We start from the raw sequence: 24,651 nt of genomic DNA on the forward strand, positions 1-24,651 counted from the left end.
CACGCCGCACACCGCATGAGCGCATCCCTCCCCACCGGTGGGTCCGCAGCCGGCCAGGGCCGGACCGCCGTGGTGCCCCACCAGGCCGGCCACCGCGGCGAGCCGCCGGCCGCCTCCGGTGCGTACACCGGCACCGAACCCCTGGACCACCCCGACCCGCGCGCCGCGGCCGACGCCGCGGCGGTGGAGAACCTGCTGCGCTGCTGGGTACGGGAGAACGGCATCGCCCGCCCCCACGGCGACATCCTGTACCTGCCGCTCAACGCGAGCGGCACCCCGCTCAGCGTCCGGGTCCGGTACTGGTCCGCCACCGGCTGGCACCGCTTCGGCCCCGTCACCCTCACGGGCGGCCCCGACGACGGCCCCGCCTTCGACGCCGTCACCCTGGCCGCCCTACTCGGCCACGAGGCGGCGCACCGCGCGGCGCTGCTGGGCCACGCCCCCGGCTGGGACGGCGCCGACCTGACCGGCCGGGTGGCGGACTCCGCGCGCCGCACGGCCGGCTTCCTCAGGGCCCGCCGGGTCCGTCCCGCCGACCCGGACGGCGGCGAACTCTTCCTCTACGGCGAGCAGTCGCTGCTGCTCGGGCACCCCCACCACCCCGCGCCCAAGAGCCGCGAAGGACTCTCCGAGGCCGAGGCCGCCGACTGCTCGCCCGAGCTGCGCGGCCGCTTTCCCCTGCACTGGCTGGCCGTCCACCGGTCCGTCCTGGCCACCGACTCGGCCTGGACCGAGCGCGGCCGCGCCATCGACGCCCCCACCCTGGCGGCCCGGCTCGCCGGGCCCGAGCTGCGGCTCCCGCCGGACACCGTGGCGCTGCCCCTGCACCCCTGGCAGGCGCGCGACATCCGCCACCGCCCCGCCGTCGCCGCCTGCTTCGAGGCCGGGCTGCTCCACGACCTCGGCCCCCACGGCGACCCCTGGTACCCCACCTCCTCCGTCCGCACCGTGCACCGGCCCGGCTCGCCCGCGATGCTCAAGCTCTCCCTCGGCCTGCGCATCACCAACTCCCGCCGGGAGAACCTCCGCAAGGAGCTGCGGCGCGGCGTCGAGGTGCACCGGCTGCTGCGCAGCGGCCTCGCCGAGCGGTGGCGGGCGGCCTGCGGCGGCGGCCTCGGCTTCGACATCGTGCGCGACCCGGCCTGGCTCGCGGTCGACGCGGCCGACGGCGCCCCACTGCCCGGGCTCGACGCCGTCATCCGGCACAACCCCTTCGGTCCGGGCGACGACGCCGTGTGCGTCGCCGGACTGGTCTCGCCCCGCCCCTGGCCGGGCGGGCCGGACTCCGGCGCCGAGGGGCGGCCCGCCGTGTGCTCCCGCCTGGCCGACACGGTGGCCCGGCTCGCCTACCGCACCGGGCGGCCCTCCGGGGCGGTGGCCGCGGAGTGGTTCCTGCGCTATCTGGAGACGGTCGTACGGCCCGTCCTCTGGCTGGACGGCGAGGCGGGCATCGCCCTGGAGGCCCACCAGCAGAACACCCTTGTGCTCCTCGACCCGGACGGCTGGCCGGTCGGCGGGCGCTACCGCGACAACCAGGGCTACTACTACCGCGAGTCCCGCCGCCCCGCGCTCGAACAGCAGCTGCCGGGCATCGGCAAGGAGAGCGAGACCTTCGTCTCCGACGAGGTCGCCGACGAGCGCTTCGGCTACTACCTCGGCATCAACAACGTCCTCGGCCTGATCGGCGCGTTCGGCTCGCAGCGGCTCGCGGACGAGCAGGTGCTGCTCGCCGCGCTGCGGCGCTTCCTGCGGGAGGCCGCCTCCGGCCCCGCCCGCACCCGCTCGTCCCTGCCGGAGCGTTTCCTCGAAGCGCCGAGCCTGCGCTGCAAGGCCAACATGCTGACCAGGCTGCGGGGGCTCGACGAGCTGGTCGGCCCGGTGGAGACCCAGTCGGTGTACGTCGACATCGCCAACCCCCTCGTCACGTCGGCGGGGTGAGGCGGCATGAACATGGAGAAGACCGGCGAGTGGGACGGGCTCCCCGGCGCCGTGGGACACGCTGATGATGTCGTGGGGCACGCCGATGTCGTGGGACACGCTGATGTCGTGGGGCACGCCGACGACGGCGCCGACACGATCGACCTGCGGCTGACCGGCGAACTCCTCGAGTTCGCCGGCCACGACGACCCGGCCGTCACGGCCCCGGCCCCCGGCCGGCCGGGGACCCCCGGCGACCCCGAACTCCTCGACGGCCTCGCCGACTGGGGGCCGGTGGCGACGGAGGCCGGGCCCTTCCGGATCGTCCCGGTGCGGATCGAGCGCGACCTGCCGCTGATCGCCCGGTGGATGAACGATCCGGCGGTCGCGGCCTTCTGGGGCCTGGCCGGACCCGACGCCGTCACCGCCGGGCACCTGCGCGCCCAGCTCGACGGCGACGGCCGCAGCGTCCCCTGCCTCGGGGTGCTCGGCGGCGTGCCCATGAGCTACTGGGAGGTCTACCGCGCCGACCTCGACCCGCTCGCCCGCCACTACCCGGCCCGGCCGCACGACACCGGGCTGCACCTCGTCATCGGCAGGGTGGCCGACCGGGGCCGCGGCCTGGGCACCCGGCTGCTGCGCACGGTCGCCGACCTCGTCCTGGACCGGCGGTCCTCCTGCGGCAGGGTGATCGGGGAACCCGACCTGCGCAACACCGCGTGCGTCGCCGCGTTCCTCGGCGCCGGCTTCCGGCTGACCGGCGAGGTGGAGCTGCCCGACAAGCGGGCGGCGCTGATGATGCGGGACCGTGTTCTGCGGGGCGTGCTGTAGGGCACGTCCGCCGGGAAGTCCATCGGGGCCCGCGATGTCAGTGCGGCACCGTAGGCTGACAGAGCTATGACTGCCACCTCCACGCCCTCCCTCACCGACCTGCTGCACGCCGCCGTCTCCGCCGTCGGCGGCACCGAGCGGCCCGGCCAGGTCGCCATGGCCGAAGCCGTCGCAGCGGCCATCGACGACGGCTCCCACCTGCTCGTGCAGGCGGGCACCGGCACCGGCAAGTCGCTCGGCTACCTCGTGCCCGCCCTCGCCCACGGCGAGCGCGTGGTCGTGGCGACGGCGACGCTCGCGCTCCAGCGCCAGCTCGTCGAGCGCGACCTGCCCCGGACGGTGGACGCACTGCATCCGCAGCTGCGCCGCCGCCCGGAGTTCGCCATGCTCAAGGGCCGCTCCAACTACCTGTGCCTGCACAGGCTGCACGAGGGCATGCCGCAGGAAGAGGAGGAGGGCCTCTTCGACCAGTTCGAGGCCGCGGCGCCGACCAGCAAGCTGGGCAAGGACCTGCTGCGCCTTCGCGACTGGTCGGACGAGACGGAGACCGGCGACCGCGACGACCTGACCCCCGGCGTCTCCGACCGCGCCTGGGCCCAGGTCTCGGTCACGTCGCGGGAGTGCGTGGGCGCCTCGAAGTGCGCGTACGGCGCCGAGTGCTTCGCCGAGGCGGCCCGGGAGCGGGCCAAGCTCGCCGAGGTCGTCGTCACCAACCACGCGCTGCTCGCCATCGATGCGATCGAGGGCGCCCCGGTCCTGCCGGGGCACGAGGTGCTGATCGTCGACGAGGCCCACGAGCTGGTCTCCCGCGTCACCGGCGTGGCCACCGGCGAACTCACCCCGGGCCAGGTCAACCGGGCCGTGCGGCGAGCCGCGAAGCTGGTGGACGAGAAGGCGGCGGACGCCCTGCAGACCGCTGCGGAGAGCTTCGAGCGCCTGATGGAGCTGGCCCTGCCCGGCCGTCTGGAGCAGATCCCCGAGGACCTCGCGCACTGCCTGATGGCCCTGCGCGACTCCGCGCGCACGGTCATCACGGCCCTGGGCAACACCCGCGACAAGTCCGTCCAGGATGAGGACTCCGTCCGCAAGCAGGCCCTCGCCTCCGTGGAGAACGTCCACGCGGTCGCCGAGCGCATCGTGACGGGCTCCGAGTACGACGTCGTCTGGTACGAGCGCCATGACCGCTTCGGGGCTTCACTGCGCGTCGCCCCGCTCTCGGTCTCCGGGCTGCTGCGCGAGAAGCTCTTCAGCGAGCGCTCGGTGGTCCTCACCTCGGCCACGCTCAAGCTCGGCGGCGACTTCAACGGCGTCGGGGCCTCGCTGGGCCTGGCCCCCGAGGGGGTGACGGGGGACGACCTCCCGGAGTGGAAGGGCGTCGACGTCGGCTCGCCTTTCGACTATCCGAAGCAGGGCATCCTCTACGTCGCCCAGCACCTGGCCCAGCCCGGCCGCGAGGGCAACCGCACCGACATGCTGGCCGAGCTGGCCGAGCTGGTGGAGGCCGCGGGCGGCCGCACGCTGGGCCTGTTCTCCTCGATGCGGGCGGCGCAGGCGGCCGCCGAGGAGCTGCGCGGGCGGCTGGACGTGCCGATCCTGCTTCAGGGGGAGGACACCCTGGGAGAGCTGATCAAGGCCTTTGCCGCCGACCCCCGTACGTGCCTGTTCGGCACTCTGTCGCTGTGGCAGGGCGTGGACGTGCCCGGGCCGAGCTGCCAGCTGGTGGTCATGGACCGGGTGCCCTTCCCGCGGCCCGACGATCCGCTGATGAGCGCCCGGCAGCGGGCGGTGGAGGAGAGCGGCGGCAATGGCTTCATGGCCGTGGCCGCCACGCATGCGGCTCTGCTGATGGCGCAGGGCGCGGGGCGGCTCGTCCGGGCCTCGGGGGACCGGGGCGTGGTGGCGGTGCTCGACCCCCGGCTGGCGAAGGCCCGCTACGGCTCGTTCCTGCGGGCTTCGATGCCGGACTTCTGGTACACCACGGACCGTAACCAGGTCCGCCGCTCACTGGCGGCGATCGACGAGGCGGCGAAGGCGGAGGGTAAATAGCCGCGCGGGCCTACCGCAGGTGGGGCCCTTGACGGACCGCAACCATCAATTGAGCAACCCCCATGGCGATCAGCCACCTCCGCGAGAGCGGCCGCGGCTCAGCGGCATAAGGGAGCCCCGGAACCGGCGCAGTGGTTCCGGGGCCCGGCCCTTTCGGCGCTTCTTTCAAACGCGCCGCAGCACCGCCACGACCTTGCCCAGGATGGTGGCCTCGTCACCGGGGATCGGCCGGTAGGCGGCGTTGTGCGGGAGCAGCCAGACATGGCCGTCCTCGCGCTTGAAGCGCTTGACCGTGGCCTCGCCGTCGAGCATGGCGGCCACGATGTCGCCGTTCTCCGCGACGGGCTGGCGGCGCACCGTCACCCAGTCGCCGTCGCAGATGGCCGCCTCGACCATGGAGTCGCCGACCACCTTCAGGACGAACAGCTCGCCGTCGCCCACGAGCTGGCGGGGGAGGGGGAAGACGTCCTCGACGGACTCCTCGGCCAGGATCGGGCCACCGGCGGCGATGCGGCCGACCAGCGGTACGTACGAGGCGGCGGGCTTGCCGGTGGTGTCGGTCGGCTGGGTGCTCGGCTGGTCGGAGCCGCGCACCTCGTAGGCGCGGGGCCGGTGCGGGTCCCGGCGGAGGAAGCCCTTGCGCTCCAGGGCCATCAGCTGGTGGGCGACGGAGGAGGTGCTGGACAGCCCCACCGCCTGTCCGATCTCGCGCATGGACGGTGGGTAGCCCCGACGCTGGACGGAGTCCCGGATCACCTCGATCACGCGGCGCTGCCGGTCGGTGAGGCCGGAGCTGTCCGCCCGGATTCCCGGCGGCCGTCCCGGGAGCGAGCGGGCCGGCTTCTGGCCCTCTGCGTTCATGGCTGCGTCATTCATCGGGTGTGCCTGGTCGAGTCGGTTCTGGGAGCGGTCCTGGGCGGTGATGGTGGCGCTGTCTGCGGTGGTGGTCACGTCGGCCCCTCTCGAGATGTTCTCCCTAGCTGGACAACGGTAGTTGCTTTCGAAAGGTTGCGCCAAACACACGTTCGAGTGAAATATCGAGGATTCGCTGACGTGATCAGGTGACAGGGTGTACAGGCGAAGATCAATTCGCCCTATTGCGGTACGCTTCGGTGCGAAATCCGACTGGATCGTACCTGTCCGGGCCGGTGGGCCAGGAGCCGGAAGCGGCTCGTCCGGGCGGTCCGGCCGAGGGGCCTCCCGGGGTGCGCGGCGCTGTGGCTGCCTGGCTCCAGTGTGGCATCCGCGGGCCCGTGAGCCCGCCCCGGGGCCGCTCGCACGGGCTCGTGTCCCGTCCCTCCGGCGCGACACGCGAGCAGGGGATGCTTGGCTGCCCGGCACCAGATCTAGTGGTTTGATGGCGCAGGCTACCCACAAGTTGTGGTCCGGGGTGGGGTCGGGTCATTCGCTGTCCTTGCCATCACCTATGCTGGGGGCTGCTCGGGAAGACCCCTCCGCGGGGTTTGCCGGAGCCGGTGAACGTGCACAATTTTTCGAGGGTGAAGGAGGGTGGAGAGCCATGCACTGCCCCTTCTGCAGGCACCCCGACAGCCGGGTCGTCGACAGCCGGACCACCGATGACGGCTGCTCGATCCGCAGGCGCCGCCAGTGCCCCGACTGCTCCCGCCGCTTCACCACGGTGGAGACGGCGTCACTCATGGTGATCAAGCGGAGCGGGGTCACCGAGCCCTTCAGCCGCAACAAGGTCATCTCCGGAGTGCGCAAGGCGTGCCAGGGCCGCCCGGTCACCGAGGACGCGCTGGCGCTCCTCGGGCAGCGGGTCGAGGAAGCGGTGCGCGCCACGGGCAGCGCCGAGCTCTCCACCCATGACGTCGGGCTGGCCATACTCGGCCCGCTCAAGGATCTCGATCTCGTCGCCTATCTCCGGTTCGCTTCCGTGTACCAGGCGTTCGACTCGCTCGAGGACTTCGAGGCCGCCGTCGCCGAGCTGTGCGAGGGACTCCGCCGTGCGGAGGACGAGCGCGCGCCCGCGACGGACTCCGGTGATCGCGACGGGGACGCCCAAGTCCCCGCGCCCACCGCCGCCGTCGACTGAGCGGCGGCATATCAAGACCTGCCCGGCGCGCGGAGCGCTGCCGGGCGACAGACACACATCGCGCCCCGGAAGAATTAGGCGCATTAGGGCGTTTTGCCCGTAGAGGGAGGCGGCATGACCGAGACGACGAGCGGCTCTGCGCGAGGTTCCCGCTCCAAGGGAAACAAGGGCGGCAAGGGGCTGCGGATCGAGCGCATCCACACGACCCCCGGCGTGCATCCGTACGACGAGGTCGTCTGGGAACGCCGTGACGTCGTCATGACCAACTGGCGCGACGGCTCGATCAACTTCGAGCAGCGCGGCGTGGAGTTCCCCGACTTCTGGTCGGTGAACGCGGTCAACATCGTCACGAGCAAGTACTTCCGTGGCGCCACCGGCTCCCCCGAGCGCGAGTCCAGCCTCCGCCAGCTCATCGACCGCGTGGTGAAGACCTACCGCAAGGCGGGCGAGGAGCACGGGTACTTCGCCTCCCCGGCAGACGCCGAGATCTTCGAGCACGAGCTGGCCTACGCCCTGCTGCACCAGGTCTTCAGCTTCAACTCCCCGGTCTGGTTCAACGTCGGCACCAAGCAGCCGCAGCAGGTCTCCGCCTGCTTCATCCTCTCCGTCGACGACTCCATGGAGTCGATCCTCGACTGGTACAAGGAAGAGGGGATGATCTTCAAGGGCGGCTCCGGCGCCGGCCTGAACCTCTCCCGCATCCGCTCCTCCAAGGAGCTGCTCTCCTCCGGCGGCAACGCCTCCGGCCCGGTCTCCTTCATGCGCGGCGCCGACGCCTCCGCAGGAACGATCAAGTCGGGCGGCGCCACCCGCCGTGCGGCCAAGATGGTCGTCCTCGACGTCGACCACCCCGACGTCGAGGCCTTCATCGACACCAAGGTGAAGGAGGAGGAGAAGATCCGCGCCCTGCGGGACGCGGGCTTCGACATGGACCTGGGCGGCGACGACATCACGTCCGTCCAGTACCAGAACGCCAACAACTCCGTCCGCGTCAACGACGAGTTCATGAAGGCCGTCGAGACGGGCTCGAAGTTCGGCCTGCGCGCCCGGCTGACCGGCGAGGTCATCGAGGAGGTCGACGCCAAGTCCCTCTTCCGCAAGATGGCCGAGGCCGCCTGGCAGTGCGCCGACCCGGGCATCCAGTACGACGACACGATCAACCACTGGCACACCTCGCCGGAGACGGGCCGGATCACCGCGTCCAACCCGTGCAGCGAGTACATGCACCTGGACAACTCCTCGTGCAACCTCGCCTCCCTCAACCTGATGAAGTTCCTGCGCGACGACACTGTGTCCGATAGCGCCTCCGGCGCGGGGGGCAACATGTCGTTCGACGCCGAGCGCTTCGCCAAGGTCGTCGAGCTGGTCATCACGGCGATGGACATCTCCATCTGCTTCGCCGACTTCCCGACCGAGAAGATCGGTGAGACCACCCGCGCCTTCCGCCAGCTGGGCATCGGCTACGCCAACCTCGGCGCCCTGCTGATGGCCACCGGCCACGCGTACGACAGCGACGGCGGCCGCGCGCTCGCCGGCGCCATCACCTCGCTGATGACCGGCACCTCCTACCGGCGCTCCGCCGAGCTGGCCGCGGTCGTCGGCGCCTACGACGGCTACGCCCGCAACGCCGACGCCCACAAGCGCGTCATGAAGCAGCACGCGGACGCCAACGCCGCCGCCCGGCGCATGGACGACCTGGACTCCCCGGTCTGGGCCGCCGCGACCGAGGCGTGGCAGGACGTGCTCCGCCTCGGCGAGAAGGACGGCTTCCGCAACGCCCAGGCCTCCGTGCTGGCCCCCACCGGCACCATCGGCCTGATGATGGACTGCGACACCACGGGCGTCGAGCCGGATCTGGCGCTGATCAAGTTCAAGAAGCTCGTCGGCGGCGGCTCGATGCAGATCGTGAACAACACGGTCCCCAAGGCCCTCAAGCGCCTCGGCTACCAGGCCGAGCAGATCGAGGCGATCGTCGCTCACATCGCCGAGCACGGCAATGTGATCGACGCCCCGGGCCTCAAGCGCGAGCACTACGAGGTCTTCGACTGCGCCATGGGCGAGCGCGCGATCTCCGCCATGGGCCACGTGCGCATGATGGCCGCCGCGCAGCCGTTCCTCTCCGGCGCCATCTCCAAGACCGTGAACCTGCCGGAGTCGGCCACGGTCGAGGAGGTCGAGGAGGTCTACTTCGAGGGCTGGAGGATGGGCCTGAAGGCCCTCGCGATCTACCGCGACAACTGCAAGGTCGGCCAGCCGCTCTCCGCCAAGAAGAAGGAGGAGGAGAAGAAGGCCGAGGCCGCCCCCGCCGTCGCGGAGAAGGTCGTCGAGTACCGTCCGGTCCGCAAGCGCCTCCCCAAGGGCCGCCCGGGTATCACCACCTCCTTCACGGTGGGCGGTGCCGAGGGCTACATGACCGCCAACTCCTACCCGGACGACGGCCTCGGCGAGGTCTTCCTGAAGATGTCCAAGCAGGGCTCGACCCTCGCGGGCATGATGGACGCCTTCTCGATCGCCGTGTCGGTCGGCCTGCAGTACGGCGTCCCGCTGGAGACCTACGTCTCGAAGTTCACCAACATGCGCTTCGAGCCGGCCGGCATGACGGACGACCCGGACGTGCGGATGGCGCAGTCGATCGTCGACTACATCTTCCGCCGCCTGGCGCTGGACTTCCTGCCCTTCGAGACCCGCTCTGCCCTGGGCATCCACTCCGCCGAGGAGCGCCAGCGCCACCTGGACACCGGTTCGTACGAGCCGGCCGACGAGGATGTCGACGTGGAGGGGCTGGCCCAGTCCGCCCCGCGCCAGGTCGACACCCCCAAGCCGGACGTCCCGGCGCAGCCCGCGGCGACCCCCGCCCCCAAGCAGGCGCACAACTCCACCGAGCTGGCGGAGATGCAGCTCGGCCTGAACGCGGACGCCCCGCTGTGCTTCTCCTGCGGCACCAAGATGCGCCGCGCGGGCAGCTGCTACCTCTGCGAGGGCTGCGGGTCGACCAGCGGCTGCAGCTGATCCGCTGCTGATGATCTGCTGTTGAGCGGCTGACCGTCGTGTGACCGATGGGGAGCGGGCAAGTGCCCGCTCCCCATTGGCATATTCCGGCCACTTCCGATGTTATGAAAGACAGTCAGTTGAGCTTGCGGAGGCGGTGGTACAGGAATGAGCGATTCCCTGTGGAGCGGTGACGAGCTGGACCTCGATGCCTATCTGGCGCGCATCGGGTTCCAGGGCGTTCCCCGGCCCGATCTGGAGACGCTGCGGGCGCTGCACCGCGGCCATGTGGCGGCGTTCCCGTTCGAGAACCTCGAGGTCCAGCTCGGCCGGCCGGTCCTGCTGGACGTCAAGGCGCTGCAGGACAAGATGGTGGCCCACCGGCGCGGCGGCTACTGCTACGAACAGAACTCGCTGCTGGCTGCGGCGCTTGAGCGCATCGGCTTCGCCGTGGCCGGGCTGGGCGCCCGAGTGCGGGCCGGCGCCGACCAGCTGCGCCCGGTCACGCACATGGCCCTGAAGGTCCGGGCCGACGGCGAGGACTGGCTGTGCGACGTCGGCTTCGGCGGCGAGGGGCTGCTGGAGCCGCTGCCGCTGCGGGACGGCGTAGAGGTCCGGCAGGGTGAGTGGAGCTTCGCCCTCGTGGGCGAGGACAAGGGTGTGCACGTCCTGCGGACGCTCCGGGCCGAGGGCTGGGTGGACCTGTACGCGATCGGTCCGGAGGACCGCTTCCCGGTCGACTACGTCCTCATGAACCACTACATCTCGACGCACCCCCGTTCACCGTTCGTCTCCCGCGTCGTCGTCCAGCAGACGGAGTCCGGTCTACGGCGGACCCTCGTGGGTCCGGTGCTCGCGACCACGCGTGCCGACGGCTCCAAGGAGCAACGGGAAGTCGGCATAGGGGAGTTGCGCGAGGTGCTGAAGAGCGAGTTCCGGATCGAGCTGGACGAGGAGGAGGCCGCGACGCTCGCCCGCGTGTACTCCTCCGGTAGGTGACCCACGCCACTGTTCGCCCCCGTACGATGGCCCGGTGCTGGTCAAGTGGATTCGCTGCACCGTGGTGGACCGCCGGGGCTTCGAGCGGGGGCAGCGGAAGTGGGCGGGGCTGCTCGGGGAGCCGGGCTTCCGCGGGCAGGGGGGCGGTTGGAGCAGGGCGCGTCCCGACGTGGTGCACCTCTTCGGCTTCTGGGAGAGCCGGGCCTTCTACGACTCCTTCATGGCGCGTTCGCACGACCGGCTGGCCGCCTCGCAGGTCGGCACATTCAGGAACGCCCAGGTGAGGCTCTTCGAGCACCGCTTCGACGTGAAGGTCGGCTTCCGGCCGCAGTTCAGCGACGCCGATGTGGTGCGCTTCGCCCACTGCCGCGTTCGTGAGGACCGGGCGGAGCACTTCGTCCTCATGCAGGAGAAGGTCTGGAACCCGGCGATGGCCGGTTCCCCGGGGATGCTGCGCGGTGTCTTCGGCGAGGCGCCCGGCCAGGAGTTCCTGGTGCTGTCGATGTGGAACTCCGGGGCGGAGCACGGCAAGTACCGCGCGGACCGGGTGGAGCGGCTGGCGCTGCGGGCGCAGACCGAGGCGGACGTCGCGGCCATCACGGGCGACGTCGTGGAGATAGAGCCGTCCTGGACGGTGTGACGGCCGGGGCGCCGGGCGCGGCGGCCCGGCCCGGCCCAGCGGGGCCCGGGCCGGTCTCCGTGCGGGTGGTGCATCGGGGCCTTACGAGGGCGGTGCGTAGACCCCCGCGTGGACGGCGGCGAGCGTCGCGTCGGCGGCCTGGTCGGCCGTGACGGCGTCGACGGGCTCGCGGGTGATGAAGAGCCGGAAGAACAGCGGGGCGGAGACGGCGCGCGCGACCGCCCCGGCGTCCGTGCCCGCCGGGGCCTCGCCGCGCTCGACGGCCCGGTCGATCAGCGGCTCGCAGCGGGCGAACCGCTCGGCGTAGAAGCGGCCGAGCGCCTCCGCGGCGCGTCCGGACTGGAACGCGGCGGCGATGAAGGCGGCGGGGGCCGCGGCGACCGCCGGATCCGCGAAGGTGTCGGCGACCTCGTGGGCGAGCGCCCGCAGATCGCCATGGAGGCTGCCGGTGTCGGGCGGGGTCCAGCTGTCCTCGCCGGCGAGGTCCAGGGCGTCCGCCACCAGCCCCTCCACGCCGCCCCAGCGCCGGTACAGGGTGGTCTTGTGGACGCCGGAGTGCTCGGCGACGTACTCGACGGTGAGGCCGGGGTAGCCGTGCTCGGTCAGGCCGGCGAGGACGGCGTCGCGGACCGCGGCGCGGGTGCGGGCGGTGCGCCCGCCGGGCCGGACCGTGCCCGGGGCGCTGGGGGTGGGGGCTTCCGAAGGCAACTGCAACTCCTGTTGCGTTAAGCGGGTGGGTCTGTCATGCTGAGCGTAACGCAACTTCAGTTGCTTTTGGTTTGGAGGCCGTGCGTATGCCCACTCAGCTCTCACTGCATGATGTGTCCGTCACCCGTGGCGAGCGACTACTGCTCGACGGCGTCTCCCTCTCGGTGCGGCCCGGCGAGCGGATCGGGATCGTCGGGGAGAACGGCGCCGGGAAGTCCACGCTCCTGAAGCTGCTGGCCGGGATCGAGCGGCCCGACGTCGGCACGGTGGTCGCGGCGGCCGACGGCGGCGTCGGCCACCTGCGCCAGACCCCCGCCCTGCCCCCGCACCGCACGGTCGCCGACGCGATCGACGCGGCCCTGGCAGACCTGCGCACCATGGAGCGCCGCCTGCGCGAACTCGAGGCCGGGCTGGGGACGGCCGGGCCCGAGGCGCTCGCCGAGTACGGGGACGTGCTCACCGCCTTCGAGGCCCGCGGCGGCTACGAGGCGGACGCCCGGGTCGACAAGGCCCTGCACGGCGTGGGCCTGGCCCACGTCGGCCGGGAGCGGACCCTGGGCAGCCTCTCGGGCGGCGAACAGGCCCGGCTCGGCCTGGCGTGCCTTATCGCCGCAGCCCCCGAGGTCATGCTCCTCGACGAGCCCACCAACCACCTGGACGGCACCGCGCTGGCCTGGCTGGAGGAGACCCTGCGGGCCCACCACGGCACGGTGCTCGCCGTCTCGCACGACCGGGTGTTCCTCCAGCGCGTCGCGACCGCGGTCGTCGAGGTCGACGCCGACCGCCGATCCCTCGTGCGCTACGGCGGGGGCTACGAGGGCTTCGTCGCCGAGCGGGCCGCGGCCCGCCGCCGCTGGGAGCAGGCGTACGAGCGCTGGTGCGCCGAGACGGCGGCGCTCGCCGAGACGGCCGCGACCACGGCCCGCAGCGTCGCGGTGGGGCGGGCGCGGAAGGACGGCAACAAGATGGCGTACGACCGCGACAAGGGGCGCGTCCAGTCCTCGGTGTCCAGCCGCGTGCGCAACGCACAGGAGCGGCTGCGCCGGCTCCGGGAGGAGCCGGTGCCCCGGCCGCCGGAGCCGCTGCGCTTCGCTGCCCTGCCTGCGGCGGGCACCGCCGCAGGCGCCCTCGTCTCCCTCGACGGGGTGCGGGTCGGCGACCGGCTCGCGGTGGACTCGCTGCGGATCGGCGCGGGCGACCGGCTGCTCGTCCACGGCGCCAACGGCGCCGGGAAGTCCACCCTGCTACGGCTGATGGCAGGCGTGGCCGAGCCCGATGCCGGGACGGTCGCCAGGCGCGGCCGCATCGGCTACCTCGCCCAGGAGATACCCGTCGGCCGGCCCGCGGAGCGGCTGCTGGACGCCTTCCGGCGGGGGCTGCCCGGCACGCCGGAGGAGCACCACGCGCTCCTGCTGTCGTACGGCCTCTTCCGCGAGAGCGACCTCCACGTCCCCGTGGGCTCGCTCTCGGCGGGGCAGCGCCGCCGACTCGGGCTCGCCCGGCTGCTGGCCCGTCCCGCGGACCTGCTGCTGCTCGACGAGCCCGCCAACCACCTCGCCCTCGGGCTGGTCGAGGAGCTGGAGCAGGCCCTCGCCGAGTGGTCCGGCGCCCTGGTGGTCGTCTCCCACGACCGGGCCTTGCGGGAGCGGTTCGCGGGCGCGCGGTGCGAGATACGGGCGGGCCGGGCGCTGATCACGGCGGAGCCTGAGGCGGCCGGCCACCGCTCGATCTAGGGTGGCGGCATGGCAAGGCCCCGGCGCATCGTCCTCCTCCGGCACGGAGAGTCGGAGGGCAACGTCGACGACACGGTGTACGAGCGGGAGCCCGACCATGCCCTGAGTCTCACCGAGAACGGGCGCAGTCAGGCCGAGAAGGCCGGCGCCTACCTGCGGGAGCTGTTCGGGGAGGAGCGGGTCTCCGCCTATGTGTCGCCCTATCGGCGGGCCCACCAGACCTTCCACGCGCTGCGGCTCGACCCGAGCCGGGTGCGGGTCCGCGAGGAGCCGCGGCTGCGCGAGCAGGACTGGGGGAACTGGCAGGACCGCGAGGACGTCCGGCGTCAGAAGGCGTACCGGGACGCCTACGGCCATTTCTTCTACCGTTTCGCCCAGGGCGAGTCGGGCGCCGACGTGTACGACCGGGTGGGCTCCTTCCTGGAGAGCCTGTGGCGCAGCTTCGAGGCCCCCGACCACCCGCCGAACGTCCTGCTGGTCACGCACGGCCTGACCATGCGGCTCTTCTGCATGAGGTGGCTGCACTGGACCGTCGCCGAGTTCGAGTGTCTGTCGAACCCCGGCAACGCCGAGACCCGCATGCTCCTGCTCGGGTCGGACGGCAAGTATCACCTGGACAGGCCGTTCGAGCGCTGGTGTACACCGGAGTCGTACGGCTTCACCTATTAGAGTTCGCTGCGATGAACGCTGACCGTTTCCACCGAGCCCTGGCGAGCCTGCGGGGGCTGGCCGTGGGTGACGCCCTCGGCTCCCAGTTCTTCGTCCCCTCCAACTATCCGGCGCTCAAACGCCGCGAGCTGCCGCCAGGCCCCTGGCGGTGGACCGACGACACCGAGATGGCCTGCTCCGTGCTGGCCGTCCTCGCCGAGCACGGCCGCATCGACCAGGACGCCCTCGCGCGCTCCTTCGCCGAGCGCCAGGACCCCGCCCGAGGATACGGCCCGGCGGTCAACCGCATGCTGCAGTTGATCAGGGAGGGCGGGGACTGGCGCGAGCTGGCGGCCGCCCTGTTCAAGGGGCAGGGGTCCTGGGGCAACGGCGCCGCCATGCGCATCGCCCCACTGGGCGCCTGGTACGCGGACGACCCCGAGCAGGCCACCCACCAGGCGGAGATCTCGGCCTACACCACCCACCAGCACCGGGAGGCGGTGGTCGGCACCATGGCCGTGGCGGCCGCCGCCGCCATCGCCGCGGCCCCGGCGGGCGGAGTGACCCCGGAGTCCCTGCTGGACGGCGTGATCGCGCTCGTGCCGCGCAGCGCGGTCGGTCAGGGCCTGCGCCGCGCCCGCGACATGCTCGACTACGGCGACGCCGGCACCGTTGCCGCCGTCCTCGGCTGCGGCCGCCGCACCAGCGCCCACGACACCGTGCCGTTCGCGCTCTGGGCCGCCGCCCGCCATCTCGGCTCCTTCGAGGAGGCGTTCTGGACGACCGCGCAGGCGGGCGGGGACGTGGACACCACGTCGGCCATCGCGGGCGGAGTGGTCGCTGCAGCGGAACGAGGCGCTCCGCCGGACGGCTGGCTCCGGGGCACCGAGGCCCTGCCGGCATGGCTTCCGGACGTCGCGCGCTGAGCGGACGGAGCGGAGGGGGCGGGGCGGGACAGTTCGCCCCGGGGAGCGTAACCTTGCTTGCGCCATGCCCTACCAACCGCCTACCCACAGCGTCGAACGCTCTCTCCGAGCGACGACCGGAGCCAAGATCGTCGCCGGTGTGGACGAGGTCGGCCGGGGCGCCTGGGCCGGACCGGTCACGGTGTGCGCGGCCGTCACCGGCCTGCGCCGCCCACCGGCCGGACTCACCGATTCCAAGCTGCTGACCCCCAAGCGGCGCACGGCGCTCGCCACGGAGCTGGAGTCGTGGGTCACCGCCTACGCCCTGGGCCACTCCAGCCCGCAGGAGATCGACGAGCTGGGCATGACGGCGGCGCTGCGGCTGGCCGCGACCCGGGCCCTGGAGGCCCTACCGGTACGGCCCGACGCGGTGATCCTCGACGGCAAGCACGACTACCTGGGCGAGCCCTGGAAGGTCCGCACGGTGATCAAGGGCGACCAGTCCTGCGTGGTCGTCGCCGCGGCCTCCGTGCTCGCCAAGGTCCGGCGGGACGCCATGATGGTCGAACTCGGCGCCGACCACGCCGAATTCGGCTTCTGCGACAACGCCGGCTACCCCTCGCCGGTGCACCGCGCCGCCCTGGAGGAGCTGGGGCCCACCGCGCACCACCGGCTGTCGTGGTCCTACCTTGACGCGCTGCCCCGCTGGCAGCACCTCAAGCGGGCCCGTCTCACCCCCGAGAACGTTGCCTTGGAGGCCGGTGGTCAGCTCGGCTTCGACTTCTGAATCCCGACTTCCGAGTGGCGCGAAACGCCACCCGCCGACACGACTCGCACCGGCGTTTGATAAACATCAACTCATGCCTCTCATCCCCGAGGAGCCTCAGATTCACGAGAGTGTCCCGGGTCCCAGCGCAGTTGCGGCCGCCGGCCGCACCGCGGCGACCCCCCGTCCCGTCCCTGGTCCCGGCCCCCGCCCGGCCCCGCCGCGCCCCGGTGCGCGTCCCGGCCCGGCCGCCGCGGTTCCGTCCCCGCGCGCTCCGCACGACACCGCGGCGAACAAGCAGTCGGCCACCCCGCAGATCCAGCTGATCCCCGCCTCCGTGCAGGGCGCCCTGGACGCCGCGGACGAGGCCGTCGACCTGCTGCTCGACACCGGCCGGGCGCCCGGCGAGGTCCTGGTCCTCACCACTGGCGACCCGCACCCGTGGGCGGCCCACGAGCTGTCCTTCGGAGAAGCGTCCTACTGGGCCCAGCACGACGCCGGTGACGACGTCTTCTACGCGGCCGCCGACACGGACCGCACGGCGCCGCGCCCGGTCGTGGTCGTCGCCGTCAACGGCGGCTCGGACGCCGCGGTGACGAGCGCGCTCCCCGCGGCGATGCGCCGGGCCGGTGCGCTGCTGGTCGTCTGCGGCGACCCCCAGCGGGTCAACGCCCTTCTCTCCACGGGCGCCTGACGCACGGAAGTGATGGCCGGCCGCTCCTCTCCGGGGCCGTCGGCCACCACATTCCGTTTCGTCATTCCGTTTCGTCACCGGGCGACCGAGTGCCGGAGCGCTCCCGGCGCCCCGCTGACAGGGGTGATCGTCGCCGCCGTCCGGCAGACCGAGGTGGTGGGGGAGCACGGCTGCCGTCCGCTCCTGCCCTCGCCGAGGATCTGCCAGCCGGCCCCCGTGAGGGTGATGTAGGCGCCGCAGCGCAGCCCGTGCAGGAGGCACGCGTCGCGCAGCGCCCACATCCAGGCCCCGTCCTCCTCGGTCCAATGGCCCTCGCCCTCACGGCAGTAGAGGAGCACGGCCGTACGGATCGGCGCGCGCAGCCGCAGATCGTGCGGAATCACCCGGCGCAGCTGATCGAGGAGGGCGTTCCGCAGCTCCCAGCCGTCTGCCGCCTCCCCGTGACGGACGAACGAGGCGCTCGCCGCGAGTCTCTCGTCCGGGTGGAGCACCGCGACCACCGCCGTGGACGGGGTCGGGCGATGCCGGTGGTGCAGCCCCGTGACGACTTCCCGGGGGTTGCGCAGCAGCGGCACTCCCGCCGCGGCCCACGCGGTCGGTTCCAGCAGCCTGCCCGTTCGGCGAGCGGAGCGGCCGGGCGGCGGTGGGGCGAAGCCGGGGGCCATATTTCTCCCTTCGTCCGCACGCCCGCGGGACGGGCGGGAGGGTCGGGCAAGGGCGCGCACACCGCGGCGCATCATCCCGGCGGACCGGGAACGGGCGGGAGCGGGGATCCGGCCCAATTCTCGCGGTCCCACCTGCCGTGCGGCAACGATCAATTGGCGCCACTGACCGGTATCCGGCGGTCCGCCGACCGAATTCCGCTTTGCCGTGCCGGCCCCAGCCCGCCGCTACCCCTGCACGGCCAGGACCAGGGGAAAGACTTCCTGAGCCCCGGCCCGCCGCAGCAGTCGCGCCGCCATGGCGAGGGTCCACCCGGTCTCGGCCAGGTCGTCCACGAGCAGCACGGGCCCCTTCGCGGACCCGGCCAGGGCACCGGCCAGCCCGGCCGGCACCGTCAGGGCCCCGTCCAACGCCCGCAGGCGCTGGGCGCTGTTGGTGCGCGGAACCCTGGTGTCCGCCCCGTTGTCGCGGTACTCGACGGTGCCGAGGAAGGGCATGCGGCCGATCGCCGCGATGCGCTCGCCGAGCGACCGGATCAGCAGCGGCCGGGTGCGCGAGGCGACGGTGACGACGCCCACCGGCCGGGCCGGCGCGTCCGGAGCCCCGGACGCCCAGCCACCGGGCCCTCGGGCCCAGTCGGCCAGCACGGTCACCACTGCATCCGCCACATCGTCTGGAACCTCAGCGTCCGGGGCCTGCGGCGCCAGCAGCGGCCGCAGGCGGTTGCCCCAGCCGATGTCCGAGAGGCGGCCGAGGGCCCGCCCGGGCGCGGCCTGTTCGCCCGCCGGAATACGGCCCTTGAGGTCCACCCCGACCGCGGGCAGGCCCGTCGGCCACATCCGCCGCGGCTCGACCTCCACACCCGGGCGCCCCAGCTCACCGCGCGAGGCATCCAGCGCCCCGGCGGACACCTCGGCGGCGAACCTCGCCCCCGCACAGTTGTCGCACCGGCCGCAGGGGGCCGCCTGCTCGTCGTCCAACTGCCGCCGCAGGAACTCCATCCGGCACTCCGCCGTCGTGGCGTACTCCCGCATGGCCTGCTGCTCGGCCTCGCGCTGCCGCGCGACCCAGGCGTACCGCTCCGCGTCGTACGTCCACGGCCGCCCCGTGGCCGTCCAGCCGCCGCGCACCCGGTGCACCGCACCGTCCACGTCGAGGACCTTGAGCATGGTCTCCAGCCGGGAGCGCCGCAGCTCCACCTGGGGCTCCAGGGCGGGCAGCGAGAGCGGCCGGTCCGCGGCGGCGAGCACGTCCAGGGTCCGGCGGACCTGGTCCTCCGGGGGGAAGGCGAGCGAGGCGAAGTACTTCCAGATCGCCTCGTCCTCGCGGCCGGGCAGCAGCAGCACCTCGGCGTGCTCCACACCGCGCCCGGCGCGGCCCACCTGCTGGTAGTAGGCGATGGGCGAGGAGGGCGAACCCAGGTGGACCACGAAGCCCAGGTCCGGCTTGTCGAAGCCCATCCCCAGCGCGGACGTGGCCACGAGCGCCTTGACCTTGTTCGCGAGCAGGTCCTCCTCCGCCTGCTGCCGGTCGGCGTTCTCGGTCTTCCCCGTGTACGAGGCCACGGTGTGCCCGCGGTGGCGCAGGAAGGCCGCCACCTCCTCGGCGGCGGCGACGGTGAGGGTGTAGATGATGCCGGAGCCCGGCAGCTCGTCGAGGTGGTCGGCCAGCCACGCCAGCCGGTGGGCGGCGTCCGGCAGCCGCAGGACGCTCAGGCTCAGGCTCTCCCGGTCCAGCGGCCCGCGCAGGACGAGCGCCTGCTCCGTACCCTCGCCGGTGCCCAGCTGCTCCGCGACGTCGGCGGTGACGCGGGCGTTGGCGGTGGCGGTCGTGGCGAGCACGGGCACGCCCGGCGGCAGCTCGGCCAGCATGGTGCGCAGCCGGCGGTAGTCGGGCCGGAAGTCGTGGCCCCAGTCGGAGATGCAGTGCGCCTCGTCGACGACCAGCAGCCCGGTGGCCGCGGCGAGCTTGGGCAGGACCTGATCGCGGAAGTCCGGGTTGTTGAGCCGCTCCGGCGACACCAGCAGAACGTCCACCTGACCTGCGGCGACCTCCGCCTGGACGGTGTCCCACTCCTCGGTGTTGGAGGAGTTGATCGTGCGCGCGTGGATGCCCGCGCGCGCGGCCGCCTCGACCTGGTTGCGCATCAGCGCCAGCAGCGGGGAGACGATCACGGTCGGGCCGCTGCCGCGCTCGCGCAGCAGCGCGGTCGCGACGAAGTACACCGCGGACTTGCCCCAGCCCGTGCGCTGCACGACCAGCGCGCGGCGGCGGTCGGCGACGAGGGCTTCGATCGCGCGCCACTGGTCCTCGCGCAGTCTCGCCGTGCCCGTGGGGTCTCCGACGAGACGGGCGAGGACGGTGTCCGCCGAGGTGCGGAGGGCTTCGTTGGTCATGCCCCCATGCAACACGAGGGCACTGACAATGCGCGAACGAGGTGGGTGCGCCCCTGCGGGGAAAGGCCTGTGGTGGGCGCTGTCCACAGGAGTAGTACGACAATCATCCAGGGGTTATCCACAGGGCTGGCGGAGATCGCCGGACCCACGGGACTCTCGGGCCATGACGCAGCACAACGAATCAGCGCAGCCGCCCGCCACCTCGTCCGCCTCCCGGGAGCCCCGGCCCGAAACGCAGATCACGCTCCGCAGCCCCGCCGAACTGGCCGACGCCCTCCCCTATCTGATGGGTTTTCACCCGACGGACAGCGTGGTCCTGCTCGCGCTGCACGGCGACCGCGGCCGCTTCGGCGGCCGCCTCAGGCTCGGCATCCCCGACAGCCGGGAGGAATGGCCCGACGTCAGCGAGCAGCTCGCCGAAACCCTCGTCACGGGCAGCAGCAAGCGGGGCACCCGCCCCGACAGCATCGTCCTCTTCCTCTGCCAGGACCCCGCCGACGGCGAGACCGGGCGCGAGGTGACGGAGCGGCTCCGCCCGTTCGCCCAGCACCTGCGCCTCGCCTGCGGGCGTCTCGACGTGCCCGTCTACGAGGCCCTGTGCATCTCCGACGGTCGGTTCTGGTCCTACTGCTGCCCCGACGCGCGCTGCTGCCCGCCCGAGGGCACGCCGCTGGCCCTGCCCGGCACGTCGGTCATGGCCGCGGCCGCCGCCTACGCGGGCATCAGGGTGCGGGGGAGCCTGCGCGAGATGGAAGGCCGGTACGCACCGCTCGGCGGCGACCGGGCCGAGCAGCAGGAGACCGCGCTGGACGCGGGCGCCGCGGACCTCGTCCCCCGCATCCTGATCGGCGCCGACTCCGAGACCGTCCGCGAGGAGACCCTGGACCTCGCGAAGCTGGTGATCGCGCGCTTCCACGAGACGCCTCCGCCCGCGAGCAACGAGGAAGCCGACGCGATGGACGACACCCTCCTCGCCTGCGACGAAGCCGCGGCCATCCTGCTCGGCTTGCAGGACCGCACCACGCGCGACCAGGCGGCGGAGTGGATGGAGGGACCGGAGGCCCCGGCCGCGCTGCGCGTCTGGCGAGCCCTCGCCCGCCGCTGCGTGCCGCCCTACACGGAGCACGCCGCCGCGCCCCTCACCCTCGCCGGCTGGGTCGCCTGGTCGACCGGCGACCACCCGGAGGCCCGGGTCGCCCTGAGCCGGGCCCTGGCAGTGGACCCCGAATACCTCTTCGCCCAGCTCCTGCACCGCGCCTGCAACGAAGGCATGGACCCGGAGCTGCTGCGCCGCTGCCTACGCCGCGAGCGGGCCGGCCGGGCCCTGGAACAGGCCATGCGGGCGGAGACGGACCGCACCGACACCGTGCAGGCGGGAGCGGGCGCGGAAGCAGCGGCGGAGGCGCCTCCGGCCGACGGGGAGCCCTGCGCAATGCCGGGGCCGGAGGCGCCTCCGCGCTCTGCCCGGTGCCCGGCGAGGACGGCCCCGGTGGTTCGCGAACACCGCGCGGCCCGGCCCCGGACCGGAGCGGCCAGGCATCCGAGCGGCCCCGCCGGGGCGAACGGACCCGCGGGAAGGGCGCGCCCCCGGCGGCGCCCCGGACCGCGAGGAGTGCGCGGCCGGCGGTGACCCACACCACCGTGACCTCGGCGGGCCCCGCGCCGTTCACCTGTGTGGCCCGCAATCGTCGACGGTCGCCCCGGTCCGTGACGTCCCCAGGGAGCGCAGACACAGTGCAAGGCATCGCCCCCGACGCCCCTTCCACCCACCGTCCGCACCGACCGCCGGAGCCCCGGCGCGCCGGACCGGCCCGGGCCCCCGGCCCGCAGGCCGTGCACGAGGCACTGATCTGCGTGGCCCTGCCGGCCCTGGTGATCTCGGATGCCCAGGGACAGCTCACCGGGCAGGGGCTCGACGGCTTCTACCGCGGCGGGCGCAGGCTGCTGGCCCGCTGCCGGGTGCGGGTCGGCGGGGCCGAGCCCGTGCCCGTGCAGGGGCGGATGCTCGCCGCGGACCGGGCGCGATTCGTCGGGACGGTGCGCCCCGTCGGCGATCCCGGGCCCGACCCGGCCGTCGTGGTGGAGCGCATCCGGGAGGCCGAGGGCATCGAGCGGATCACGCTGCGCAGCGCGGCCGCCCACGAGCTGCGGCTCGTGGTCGAGGTCTCGCTGGGCACCGACCTCGCCGAGCTGGGCGCGGTGGCCGCCGGTCTCGCGAGCCCGGAGATCCCGGCGGGTGTGCACGCCTCGGGGCTGCGGTGGTCGGTGCCCGGCGCGCAGTCCGTTGTCACGGCCGACCCGGCGCCCAGCGATGTCCTCGCCTCTGCCGGACTGCTGTGCTGGGAGATACGACTGCCGCCCGGCGACTCCCGGACCCTCGAGCTCCGGGTGCGGCAGGAGGCGTCCGGCAGGCCCGGAGGGCCGGAGCAGGCGGTCCGCGGGCGGAGGGCCTCAGCGCCCTGGGGGGAGGCCGGGACCGATGGGGACGACCCGCGGGCGGCCGCGCTGCTGGCCACGAGCCTGGACGACCTCCGGGCGCTGCTGGTGCGCGACCCCGTCCACCCGGGCGATCTCCACCTCGCCGCCGCCGTGCCCTGGCGCTGCGGCCGTCTCGCCCCCGCCGAAGCCCTGTGGGCCGCCCGCATGACCCTGCCCCTGGGCGTCCGCCTGGCGGCCGGGACGCTGCGCACCCTGGCCCGTACCCAGCTGCCCGGACCCGGGCCCGACGGCGGCCGCCTCCTCGGCGCGCTGCGCCACGCGGGGGCACACCTGCCGCCGGGCTGCACCGGGGTGGAGGCGACGCTGCTGTTCCCCGTCGTGCTCGCCGAGGCCCGGCGCTGGGGGCTGCCCGAGCGGGAGACGGAGGCACTGCTGCCGGCCGCCGAGCGGTGCCTCGGCTGGCTGCGCGCGGCCACCGACGACGGCGGTTACCTCGCGGACCCGGCGCCCGGCGGGCCGTACCGCTGCGAGGTCCAGGCGCACGCGCACCGCGCCGCGCTGCTCGGCGCGGACCTGCTGGAGGACTGCGGGCGGCCCGGCGCGGGCGAGCTGCGGGACTGGGCGGCCGCGCTGCGGAGCCGCTTCCGGGAGGACTTCTGGATCGACGACCTGAGCGGCGGCCGTCCCATGGCCGCCCGCACGCCCGACGGCCGCCGCATACCGCACCTGGGGTGCGCCGCCGCCCACCTGCTGGACACGGGACTGCTGGGCTCGGGCCGGTACGCCCCCGGCCTGCTCGACAAGGTGCAGACGGAGCAGCTGGCCCGGCTGCTCGGCGGCCCCGCCCTCGACTCCGGCTGGGGCCTGCGCAGCCTCGGTGCCAAGGAAGCGGGCCACAATCCGTTCGGGTACCGCAGCGGCGCCGTGCGGGTCCACGAGACGGCCGTGGCCGTCGCCGGGCTGATGGTGGCGGGCTACGAGCGGGAGGCGGCCGGGCTGCTGCGCGGAGTGCTGGACGCCGCCGAGACGTTCGGCCACCGGCTGCCGGAGATGTACGCGGGGGAGCAGCGCACCGCGGGCAGCGCGCCGCTGCCGCACCCGGCGGCCTGCCGGCCCGCCGCCGTCGCGGCCGCGGGGGCCGTCCAGCTGCTGACCACGCTCGTCGGAGTGCTGCCCGACGTACCGGCGGGCAGCGTGGTGGTGCGGCCGCCGCGCTCAGTACCGCTGGGCGAGCTGCGGTTCACGGGGCTGCGCGTGGCCGAGCGGCCGTTCTCGGTCAGGGTCAGCAGGCTGGGGCTCGGCATGGTCGAGGAGGCCGCGGACGGTCTGCAGCTGGGGGTGTGAGCGTCATGGCGGCCGAGTTGTCCGGGTGTTCGTCCGGCGGCGGTCCCGAAGACCCTGTTTATCGTCAGGCAGACGACTATGATCGCCTCATGCCCTACGACCCGTCGGCCTTCCCGCCCTTCGCTGTCACCGTCGACCTGGTCGTGCTCACCGTGCAGCGGCACGCGCTCTGCGCGCTGGCCGTCCGGCGGGGCGAGCCCCCGTACCAGGGCCGGTGGGCGCTGCCCGGCGGTTTCGTGCGGGGCGACGAGGACCTGGCGACCGCGGCGGCCCGCGAGCTGGCCGAGGAGACCGGGCTGCACGCCGCGGACCCGGCGGGGCCCGTGCTGCCCAACGCCGCGCACCTGGAGCAGCTCGCCACCTACGGCGACCCGAAGCGCGACCCCCGCATGCGCGTGGTCAGCGTGGCCCACCTGGCGCTCGCGCCCGACCTGCCGGCGCCGCGCCCGGGCGGGGACGCCCACAGCGTGCGCTGGGCGCCCGTGGAGGACCTGCTGGACCAGGAGGTGGGGTACGGCCGCGACGGCGAGCAGGTGACGCCGCTCGCCTTCGACCACGCCCGGATCCTCGCGGACGGTGTGGAGCGCGCCCGCTCGAAGATCGAGTACTCCTCGCTCGCCACCGCCTTCTGCCCGCCGGAGTTCACCGTCGGCGAGCTGCGCCGGGTCTACGAGGCGGTGTGGGGCGTGGCCCTGGACCCGCGGAACTTCCACCGCAAGGTGACCGGCACCCCTGGCTTCCTGGTGCCCACGGGCGGGACCACGACGCGCCAGGGCGGCCGCCCGGCACAGCTCTTCCGGGCCGGCGGCGCCACTCTGCTCAACCCGCCCATGCTGCGGCCCGAGGCATAGGGGCCCGGGGGAGGGCCGGTCGGGGAG

At 73.6% G+C, this 24,651-nt stretch carries 19 protein-coding genes; 15 read left to right on the top strand and 4 right to left on the bottom strand.

The window, feature by feature from the left end; all coding sequences use genetic code 11:
- The first annotated feature begins 15 nt into the window (after window positions 1-15).
- The 3 genes from AC1Z4A_RS24700 to AC1Z4A_RS24710 all read left to right on the top strand — a co-directional run bounded on the left by AC1Z4A_RS24700 (window position 16) and on the right by AC1Z4A_RS24710 (window position 4,794).
- On the top strand, window positions 16-1,938 hold the full coding sequence (locus AC1Z4A_RS24700) for an IucA/IucC family protein (RefSeq protein WP_483682049.1): 1,923 nt from the start codon (window positions 16-18) through the stop codon (window positions 1,936-1,938).
- 12 nt (window positions 1,939-1,950) lie between these two features.
- Window positions 1,951-2,748, top strand: a complete 798-nt coding sequence (locus AC1Z4A_RS24705; protein ID WP_483683712.1) for a GNAT family N-acetyltransferase — start codon at window positions 1,951-1,953, stop codon at window positions 2,746-2,748.
- A 66-nt stretch (window positions 2,749-2,814) separates the two neighbouring features.
- Entirely contained in the window at window positions 2,815-4,794 is a 1,980-nt protein-coding gene (locus tag AC1Z4A_RS24710; protein ID WP_483682050.1) for an ATP-dependent DNA helicase, read from the top strand.
- A 165-nt stretch (window positions 4,795-4,959) separates the two neighbouring features.
- Here the strand turns inward: AC1Z4A_RS24710 and lexA are convergent, their stop codons facing one another.
- Entirely contained in the window at window positions 4,960-5,745 is a 786-nt protein-coding gene (gene lexA / locus AC1Z4A_RS24715) for a transcriptional repressor LexA (protein WP_483682051.1), read from the bottom strand.
- A gap of 568 nt (window positions 5,746-6,313) precedes the next feature.
- Between lexA and nrdR the strand changes: the two genes are divergently transcribed.
- The 4 genes from nrdR to AC1Z4A_RS24735 all read left to right on the top strand — a co-directional run bounded on the left by nrdR (window position 6,314) and on the right by AC1Z4A_RS24735 (window position 11,477).
- Window positions 6,314-6,850 carry a transcriptional regulator NrdR gene (gene nrdR, locus AC1Z4A_RS24720; RefSeq protein ID WP_483682052.1) on the top strand — a complete coding sequence of 179 codons (537 nt, stop codon included), beginning with the start codon at window positions 6,314-6,316 and terminating at the stop codon, window positions 6,848-6,850.
- Between the two features lie 114 nt (window positions 6,851-6,964).
- The gene (locus AC1Z4A_RS24725; protein ID WP_483682053.1) at window positions 6,965-9,859 is read left to right on the top strand and encodes a vitamin B12-dependent ribonucleotide reductase; all 2,895 of its coding nucleotides are present in this window, start codon (window positions 6,965-6,967) and stop codon (window positions 9,857-9,859) included.
- 147 nt (window positions 9,860-10,006) lie between these two features.
- Window positions 10,007-10,837: an arylamine N-acetyltransferase family protein gene (locus AC1Z4A_RS24730; protein ID WP_483682054.1), complete on the top strand. Its 831-nt coding sequence runs from the start codon at window positions 10,007-10,009 to the stop codon at window positions 10,835-10,837.
- 34 nt (window positions 10,838-10,871) lie between these two features.
- Window positions 10,872-11,477 carry a YdbC family protein gene (locus AC1Z4A_RS24735; protein WP_483682055.1) on the top strand — a complete coding sequence of 202 codons (606 nt, stop codon included), beginning with the start codon at window positions 10,872-10,874 and terminating at the stop codon, window positions 11,475-11,477.
- Window positions 11,478-11,558: 81 nt separating this feature from the next.
- Here AC1Z4A_RS24735 and AC1Z4A_RS24740 read toward each other — a convergent pair whose 3' ends face one another.
- Window positions 11,559-12,185 (bottom strand): TetR/AcrR family transcriptional regulator, encoded by a 627-nt coding sequence (locus AC1Z4A_RS24740; RefSeq protein WP_483682056.1) that lies wholly within the window; start codon window positions 12,183-12,185, stop codon window positions 11,559-11,561.
- An 86-nt stretch (window positions 12,186-12,271) separates the two neighbouring features.
- On the opposite strand from AC1Z4A_RS24740, the gene abc-f reads away from it, so the two are divergent.
- From abc-f to AC1Z4A_RS24765, 5 genes are all read left to right on the top strand, one after another.
- Entirely contained in the window at window positions 12,272-13,918 is a 1,647-nt protein-coding gene (gene abc-f, locus AC1Z4A_RS24745) for a ribosomal protection-like ABC-F family protein (RefSeq protein WP_483682057.1), read from the top strand.
- Window positions 13,919-13,927: 9 nt separating this feature from the next.
- Window positions 13,928-14,587, top strand: coding sequence for a histidine phosphatase family protein (locus AC1Z4A_RS24750; protein ID WP_483682058.1), 660 nt, complete (start codon window positions 13,928-13,930; stop codon window positions 14,585-14,587).
- 11 nt (window positions 14,588-14,598) lie between these two features.
- A complete protein-coding gene (locus tag AC1Z4A_RS24755; RefSeq protein WP_483682059.1) occupies window positions 14,599-15,492 on the top strand; it encodes an ADP-ribosylglycohydrolase family protein in 894 nt (297 codons plus the stop codon).
- Window positions 15,493-15,556: 64 nt separating this feature from the next.
- Window positions 15,557-16,258, top strand: coding sequence for a ribonuclease HII (locus AC1Z4A_RS24760; protein WP_483682060.1), 702 nt, complete (start codon window positions 15,557-15,559; stop codon window positions 16,256-16,258).
- Window positions 16,259-16,331: 73 nt separating this feature from the next.
- Window positions 16,332-16,931 carry a hypothetical protein gene (locus AC1Z4A_RS24765; protein WP_483682061.1) on the top strand — a complete coding sequence of 200 codons (600 nt, stop codon included), beginning with the start codon at window positions 16,332-16,334 and terminating at the stop codon, window positions 16,929-16,931.
- A 74-nt stretch (window positions 16,932-17,005) separates the two neighbouring features.
- Here the strand turns inward: AC1Z4A_RS24765 and AC1Z4A_RS24770 are convergent, their stop codons facing one another.
- Both AC1Z4A_RS24770 and AC1Z4A_RS24775 read right to left on the bottom strand, forming a co-directional pair.
- Window positions 17,006-17,596: a hypothetical protein gene (locus tag AC1Z4A_RS24770; protein WP_483682062.1), complete on the bottom strand. Its 591-nt coding sequence runs from the start codon at window positions 17,594-17,596 to the stop codon at window positions 17,006-17,008.
- A gap of 225 nt (window positions 17,597-17,821) precedes the next feature.
- Window positions 17,822-19,990 (bottom strand): RecQ family ATP-dependent DNA helicase, encoded by a 2,169-nt coding sequence (locus AC1Z4A_RS24775; protein WP_483682063.1) that lies wholly within the window; start codon window positions 19,988-19,990, stop codon window positions 17,822-17,824.
- 163 nt (window positions 19,991-20,153) lie between these two features.
- Between AC1Z4A_RS24775 and AC1Z4A_RS24780 the strand changes: the two genes are divergently transcribed.
- The 3 genes from AC1Z4A_RS24780 to AC1Z4A_RS24790 all read left to right on the top strand — a co-directional run bounded on the left by AC1Z4A_RS24780 (window position 20,154) and on the right by AC1Z4A_RS24790 (window position 24,624).
- Window positions 20,154-21,620 (top strand): DUF4192 domain-containing protein, encoded by a 1,467-nt coding sequence (locus AC1Z4A_RS24780; protein ID WP_483682064.1) that lies wholly within the window; start codon window positions 20,154-20,156, stop codon window positions 21,618-21,620.
- 104 nt (window positions 21,621-21,724) lie between these two features.
- Window positions 21,725-23,773 carry a glycogen debranching N-terminal domain-containing protein gene (locus AC1Z4A_RS24785; protein WP_483682065.1) on the top strand — a complete coding sequence of 683 codons (2,049 nt, stop codon included), beginning with the start codon at window positions 21,725-21,727 and terminating at the stop codon, window positions 23,771-23,773.
- A gap of 89 nt (window positions 23,774-23,862) precedes the next feature.
- Window positions 23,863-24,624, top strand: coding sequence for an NUDIX hydrolase (locus AC1Z4A_RS24790; RefSeq protein ID WP_483682066.1), 762 nt, complete (start codon window positions 23,863-23,865; stop codon window positions 24,622-24,624).
- The last annotated feature ends 27 nt before the right edge of the window (window positions 24,625-24,651 follow it).

The organism is Streptomyces sp. 17_S59, from assembly GCF_056930295.1.